4 protein-coding genes, 14 tRNA genes, 1 rRNA gene and 1 pseudogene are annotated in these 6320 nt (G+C 42.1%); 19 read left to right on the top strand and 1 reads right to left on the bottom strand.

The window, feature by feature from the left end; translation table 11 throughout:
- From rrf to JOC77_RS06770, 17 genes and pseudogenes are all read left to right on the top strand, one after another.
- A 5S ribosomal RNA gene (rrf, locus tag JOC77_RS06850) occupies positions 1 to 95 on the top strand; the annotation flags it as partial.
- Between the two features lie 7 nt (positions 96 to 102).
- Positions 103 to 178, top strand: a tRNA-Val gene (locus tag JOC77_RS06845).
- 8 nt (positions 179 to 186) lie between these two features.
- Positions 187 to 262: transfer RNA gene (locus tag JOC77_RS06840), tRNA-Thr, on the top strand.
- Between the two features lie 62 nt (positions 263 to 324).
- Positions 325 to 400, top strand: a tRNA-Lys gene (locus JOC77_RS06835).
- Positions 401 to 410: 10 nt separating this feature from the next.
- Positions 411 to 492, top strand: a tRNA-Leu gene (locus JOC77_RS06830).
- A 37-nt stretch (positions 493 to 529) separates the two neighbouring features.
- Positions 530 to 606 (top strand) — tRNA-Arg (locus JOC77_RS06825).
- Positions 607 to 611: 5 nt separating this feature from the next.
- Positions 612 to 688 (top strand) — tRNA-Pro (locus tag JOC77_RS06820).
- Between the two features lie 13 nt (positions 689 to 701).
- A tRNA-Ala gene (locus tag JOC77_RS06815) sits at positions 702 to 777 on the top strand.
- 20 nt (positions 778 to 797) lie between these two features.
- Positions 798 to 871 (top strand) — tRNA-Met (locus JOC77_RS06810).
- A gap of 10 nt (positions 872 to 881) precedes the next feature.
- Positions 882 to 955: transfer RNA gene (locus JOC77_RS06805), tRNA-Ile, on the top strand.
- Between the two features lie 11 nt (positions 956 to 966).
- A tRNA-Ser gene (locus JOC77_RS06800) sits at positions 967 to 1059 on the top strand.
- A 183-nt stretch (positions 1060 to 1242) separates the two neighbouring features.
- Positions 1243 to 1316, top strand: a tRNA-Met gene (locus JOC77_RS06795).
- A gap of 43 nt (positions 1317 to 1359) precedes the next feature.
- Positions 1360 to 1433, top strand: a tRNA-Gly gene (locus tag JOC77_RS06790).
- Between the two features lie 6 nt (positions 1434 to 1439).
- Positions 1440 to 1513: transfer RNA gene (locus tag JOC77_RS06785), tRNA-Ile, on the top strand.
- A gap of 64 nt (positions 1514 to 1577) precedes the next feature.
- Positions 1578 to 1649, top strand: a tRNA-Glu gene (locus JOC77_RS06780).
- Positions 1650 to 1780: 131 nt separating this feature from the next.
- Positions 1781 to 2097, top strand: a pseudogene (locus JOC77_RS06775) (YnfA family protein); the annotation flags it as partial.
- A gap of 228 nt (positions 2098 to 2325) precedes the next feature.
- Positions 2326 to 4065, top strand: coding sequence for an ABC transporter ATP-binding protein (locus tag JOC77_RS06770; protein ID WP_204540639.1), 1740 nt, complete (start codon positions 2326 to 2328; stop codon positions 4063 to 4065).
- Between the two features lie 229 nt (positions 4066 to 4294).
- Here JOC77_RS06770 and rnhC read toward each other — a convergent pair whose 3' ends face one another.
- A complete protein-coding gene (gene rnhC / locus JOC77_RS06765) occupies positions 4295 to 5251 on the bottom strand; it encodes a ribonuclease HIII (protein ID WP_204540636.1) in 957 nt (318 codons plus the stop codon).
- A gap of 187 nt (positions 5252 to 5438) precedes the next feature.
- Between rnhC and zapA the strand changes: the two genes are divergently transcribed.
- Both zapA and JOC77_RS06755 read left to right on the top strand, forming a co-directional pair.
- A complete protein-coding gene (gene zapA / locus JOC77_RS06760) occupies positions 5439 to 5699 on the top strand; it encodes a cell division protein ZapA (RefSeq protein WP_204540633.1) in 261 nt (86 codons plus the stop codon).
- 7 nt (positions 5700 to 5706) lie between these two features.
- Entirely contained in the window at positions 5707 to 6249 is a 543-nt protein-coding gene (locus JOC77_RS06755) for a CvpA family protein (RefSeq protein ID WP_204540630.1), read from the top strand.
- The last annotated feature ends 71 nt before the right edge of the window (positions 6250 to 6320 follow it).

The raw sequence follows: 6320 nt of genomic DNA, 5'->3' as shown, positions 1-6320 counted from the left end.
CCACACCCGTTCCCATCCCGAACACGGAAGTTAAGCTCTTTAGCGCCGATGGTAGTTGGGGGATCTCCCCCTGTGAGAGTAGGACGCTGCCAGGCTTTATACGGAGGATTAGCTCAGCTGGGAGAGCATCTGCCTTACAAGCAGAGGGTCGGCGGTTCGATCCCGTCATCCTCCACCATATATCGTGCCGGTGTAGCTCAATTGGTAGAGCAACTGACTTGTAATCAGTAGGTTGGGGGTTCAAGTCCTCTTGCCGGCACCATTATTTACTTGTTGAATGTTAAGTTGATAAGAGTTACAATAACTTTTGTCACTATTATGTACGAGCCATTAGCTCAGCCGGTAGAGCATCTGACTTTTAATCAGAGGGTCGAAGGTTCGAATCCTTCATGGCTCACCATTTTTAATATGCGGGTGTGGCGGAATTGGCAGACGCACTAGACTTAGGATCTAGCGCCTTACGGCGTGGGGGTTCGACTCCCTTCACCCGCACTTTTTATTTTATGCTCCTAGGCACCATTGTTTATATGCGCCCGTAGCTCAATTGGATAGAGCGTCTGACTACGGATCAGAAGGTTATGGGTTCGACTCCTTTCGGGCGCGCCATATTACGGGAAGTAGCTCAGCTTGGTAGAGCACTTGGTTTGGGACCAAGGGGTCGCAGGTTCGAATCCTGTCTTCCCGACCATTTAAATCTTATTGGGGCCTTAGCTCAGCTGGGAGAGCGCCTGCCTTGCACGCAGGAGGTCAGCGGTTCGATCCCGCTAGGCTCCACCACTTTTAATAATTACTATAATGGCGGCGTAGCTCAGCTGGCTAGAGCGTACGGTTCATACCCGTGAGGTCGGGGGTTCGATCCCCTCTGCCGCTATCATTTTATTGGACCTTTAGCTCAGTTGGTTAGAGCAGACGGCTCATAACCGTCCGGTCGTAGGTTCGAGTCCTACAAGGTCCATGGATCTTTACGGAGGTATACCCAAGTCCGGCTGAAGGGATCGGTCTTGAAAACCGACAGGGGTGTAAAAGCCCGCGGGGGTTCGAATCCCTCTACCTCCTCCATATTTTTTTAAACAGAATCAACATAAATATTCTTTACCGTCGCGGGGTGGAGCAACGAGCGAAACTTCCGATGAATAAACCTTCGAGTTGTACCGATTGAGAAGCTGCTTGAAATGCTTTCTGAATCGGGACAGTCAACAGCAAGAATGGAAGCAAAAACAAATTTTCATTATTTTTTACCGTCGCGGGGTGGAGCAGTCTGGTAGCTCGTCGGGCTCATAACCCGAAGGTCGCAGGTTCAAATCCTGTCCCCGCAATATTAGGTTCAGCTGGTAAAGCACATTTACCCTGAACCAGCATGCGGGTGTAGTTTAATGGTAAAACCTCAGCCTTCCAAGCTGATGTCGTGGGTTCGATTCCCATCACCCGCTCCATTTTGCGGGCCTATAGCTCAGCTGGTTAGAGCGCACGCCTGATAAGCGTGAGGTCGATGGTTCGAGTCCATTTAGGCCCATCATTCCGCAGTACTCAATGACAGATAATTAAATTTGGTCCAGGAGTCCTAACCTGCGTTCCTTGGCCCCTTGGTCAAGCGGTTAAGACACCGCCCTTTCACGGCGGTAACACGGGTTCGAATCCCGTAGGGGTCATAAAAAAAGCTGTTCGCATTTCGCGGCAGCTTTTTTAGTGCGTCTAAATAAAAAGAAAACACATTCCTCTTTAAAAAGGGAATAGTAAACGATAAGTTGTTATCTTTTCATTCAACTACAATACTGAGGGAATGAGTGTCCATATTTTATCTATAATCATTTTATTTTTACTTGGAGGCTTAGCTGAAATAGGCGGATGTTATCTTATTTGGAAGTGGCTTAGGGAGGGAAAGCCCTGTTACTTTGGAGCAATAGGAGGAATAGTGCTGGCTTTCTATGGAGTGTTTGCTACACTTCAGTCCTTTCTTTCCTATGAAAGAGTCTATTCTGCTTACGGAGGAGTTTTTACCTTTCTGTTCATTGGGGTTGGGGAGTTGATAAAAAGACTCTAGATTTATATGATTGGGCTGGAGCGGCAATCTGCTTAATAGGAGTTGGAATAATGCTTTTGCAACAAGAAATTAAAATAGAAGTTTTCCAGTCTTTCCTATTACTTTTTAAACCTCAGGACCGAATGAAAATCGGTCCTTTTTGTCTTATATCAATCACTCCATATATATTTACTATAGTTTTTGTAAAAAAAGGGTTTCTTGCTTTTAAAAGGGAATATATATAGGTCCTTTATATTTTTACATACTATGACAGGTGCTAGTTTTTTTATCAGGAGGAACTCGCAATGAAACAAGTTCAACAAAATTCGAGCTGGAAGCTTCTCATACAGCTTATCAAGGAAACAAAGCCTCCCAGGCTATTAATTAGTATAGCTATGGTTCTTAGTCTGCTTACAACAATCGCCGGGCTTGCTATTCCGCTCCTCACGAGTAAGCTGATTGATGAGGGTTCACTGCAGTCTTTGGATGGAAGAAATTTAGGCGGGATTGCAGCCGCATTTCTGATTCAGGCTGCGGCCGGGGCCGTTTCGGTCTATCTGCTGGCTCGTGTGGGACAGCATGTCATAGCTTCCCTGCGCAACAGGCTTTGGAATAAGCTCTTAGTCCTTCCAGTTTCTTATTATGATTCACATCAGACGGGTGATACAGTCAGCAGAATGACGAATGATACGGGTGTAATAAAGAATCTGATTACAGAGCATCTGGTTGGATTCATAACTGGGGTTATTTCAATAATAGGTACAATTGGGGTACTCTTTATTCTTGACTGGCCTCTCACCTTAGTTATGTTTTCCGTTATCCCGCTATCTTTGCTTATTTTAATTCCGATAGGAAGAAAAATGGTGAAAGTTTCAAGAGGCCTTCAGGATGAAACGGCAGGTTTTTCCGCCAATCTTACAAGGGTCCTCGCTGAGATTAGGCTTGTTAAAGCTTCCAATGCAGAGACTATGGAATATAATCGCGGAAGAATAGGAATAAATAAGCTATTTACACTGGGGATCAAAGAAGGAGTCATTCAGGCAATATTATCTCCATTAATTTCTTCGATCATAATAGTGATTCTCGTTTTAATCATCGGGTACGGAGGAATCAGGGTCTCTTCTGGTGAAATGACTGCAGGTGAACTAGCGGCATTTTTTATTTACTTATTCCAAATCATTATGCCGATAACGTCAATTGCCTCCTTTTTTACACAGTTTCAAAAAACGATGGGTGCTACAGAGAAAATAATGGGAATTTTGTCACTCGAGATAGAGGAACTGGAGGATGGAATACAGAAATTCGATACAAACCAGCCATTAACATTGCAGGAACTAACTTTTAGTTATCCGTCCTCGGATCCTATTTTAAAATCAGTCTCATTCTCAGTTCAGCCTAATTCTGTTACAGCCATTGTGGGACCAAGCGGCAGCGGAAAAACTACCTTATTTTCTCTTCTAGAACGTTTCTACTCTCCAGATACAGGCAGGATTAAGCTAGGAGAGCTCTCGATAAATGACCTTTCTCTTAAGTCCTGGCGAAGCCAGATAGGGTATGTATCCCAGGAGAGTCCCATTTACGCCGGGACAATAAGAGAAAATATTTGTTACGGAGTTCATGGACAGGATAAAGAATTAACAGAGGCTGCCAAAATGGCTTATGCAGATATATTCATTCAGGAACTGCCTGATAAATACGATACCGAGGTAGGGGAACGAGGAATTAAGCTTTCCGGGGGCCAGCGGCAAAGGATAGCCATTGCGCGTGCACTATTGCGCAAACCGAATATATTAATGCTTGATGAAGCAACCTCGAGCCTGGACAGTAAATCGGAAATTGTCGTTCAGGATGCCCTTCAAAATCTAATGAAAGGCAGAACAACGCTCGTGATCGCCCATCGGCTTTCAACTGTTATAGATGCCGACCAAATAGTCTTTCTGGAAAAAGGCATGGTAACAGGGAGGGGCACACATAACGAATTAGTGAACACTCATGAGCTGTACCGGGAATTTGCTGAACGTCAGCTTAGAGTGCCGGATGGATAATAAAAAAATGATTAAAAGCCTGTCATAAACAGGCTTTCAGGCTGTCGACAAAGTCGACAGCTATTTTTTAATAATATTTAACCCTCAATATATAGTGCTTAACTTTAGAAAAGCCACCATATATACAAGAAATAAATTGACAAACCTCATTTTTCGCGACAAAGTTTGTTTGAAATTGATTTTGTCTACACTCTGAAAGCCTGTCATAAACAGGCTTTTTTTAAAAGATTTACGATTTATATTTTTTTTTGTAAATAGCTTTTGCTTTTTCTGTATTCGCAAAATGCACCTTTGTAAACTGGCTCATTGCCGCTTCTCCTTTTTCATGCAAGAGTCGTGCGCCAGCATTGTCTACAACAGGTCCAGCTCCCTTTGGCAAGGTAAATCCTGCTTTCTCGCTGAGTAATTCAAAGTGTTTAACGAAAGCGTATCGAGCAAGAATGGAAGCAGCCGCAACACTCAAGTGAAGTCCCTCTGCTTTTGTGCTTAAATAGGTGTTTTTTGATTTAAAGACTTCTGATCCCTTTAAATAATTGAAAAAAACTCCCGGCTGGGCAAATTGGTCAATTAGGATCCCATCCGGCTCCTCAGGTGAAATTTTTTGAAGCAGTTTTTTGATCGCCTGGTTATGGAGGAGGGCTTTCATTTTTCCCTGGGACATACCCTTGGCCTGCATCCGGTTATACTTTTCATTATCTAACACCAATAAACTAAAAGGTACAACTTCCTTGATAAGAGATCCTATTTCCATGATCTGCGAATCTTTGAGATTTTTAGAATCCTTTACTCCAAGCTCTTTAAGAAGCGGCAAGTGATCCTTATTTGCATAAACAGCAACAACTGTCATGGGACCGAAAAAGTCTCCTGTTCCTACTTCATCTGAACCAATAAGGGATAATTCTGCAACATTTTTCGGAGGGGAATAGGAATGAGTTTTAACAGATGAAGGTGACTTAGCGGAAATTGTTTTTTCCCTTGGTGCACCGCCACCCCATTGTGCCGCTGCTGCTTCTGCACCCGGGCCTTGAAAAAGAACCTTCCCTGATTTATAAGCAGTTATTGAGCATCCTGGCAATTTTGCTGAAAAAATACCACCTGGAGGTACTTTTTCTGTCAAATCTGAGGTATAATGCGATTTCATTTTTAAGATGGTTGCAGAATCTAGAACCAATACAGAATTAGACATATGGGAGCTGCTCCTTTTTGAACGTTTGATTAGTATAACTGGTGAATAAAAAGATTTCAATTGCCATTTTCTCATTTTTTTACAAATTTCCTAAGGAAATGCCAGTAAAAACGCGTTGTCCCGCTTTCAAGCGTAAAAACTTCATGGTATGATATAGATTAGGATTTTTTAGATTGGGGGCATCATTTTGTCAGACCATAGTAAAAGAAAAATAACAGTTGATATATATGGACAGCAATATACCATTGTTGGAGCAGAAAGTTCAAGTCATATTCGTATTGTGGCTTCAATGGTTGATGATAAAATGCGTGAAATAAATTCAAAGAATCCAAGGCTCGATGTCAGCAAGGTTGCAGTTCTTACAGCTGTAAATGTAATGCATGACTATTTAAAAGTAAAAGATGAACTTGAACAGCTTAAAATGTTAATCAGAAGCGAAAAGGGTTGAAGAATGAATGCTTGATTTGATAATAATTGCAGTACTTATAATGGGTCTTTTAATAGGGCTTAGGCGGGGGTTTATTCTTCAGCTTGTTCACCTCACGGGATTTATTGTCTCCTTTATATCCGCTTATATATACTACGATGATCTTGCACCAAAGATAAAGCTTTGGATTCCCTTTCCAACCTTAGGAAATACGGAATCTATGAAAATGATCTTTAATGCCTCTGGTCTCGATGAGGCTTATTATAATGCCATTGCTTTTGCCATTATATTCTTTGGAGTTAAAATCGTCTGGCAGCTAATTGGCGCTATGCTGGATTTTATTTCTCATATTCCTATTTTAAAACAGCTGAATAGAATGGGCGGAGCTATTTTGGGATTTGTAGAGGTATATTTAATCCTATTTATTCTCCTTTATATTGCAGCACTCCTGCCAATACAAACCGTACAGGGACCCCTGAATGATTCATTTATGGCAAATGCTATGGTTAAAAATACACCCGTTCTATCTGCAACAGTTAAAGATCTCTGGTTTAAATACATTCCAATGTAACTTCTCTTTTAAGGGGAAGTTTTTCTTTTATGAAGATTTTCGTTCCATTACTGAGTCTCCCATCAGGACCT

Source organism: Peribacillus deserti, from assembly GCF_016909175.1.
GTDB classification, from domain to species: domain Bacteria; phylum Bacillota; class Bacilli; order Bacillales; family DSM-1321; genus Paraperibacillus; species Paraperibacillus deserti.
The sequence above is the reverse complement of the archived record's forward strand: the minus strand, read 5'-3'. Positions and strand labels throughout refer to the sequence as shown.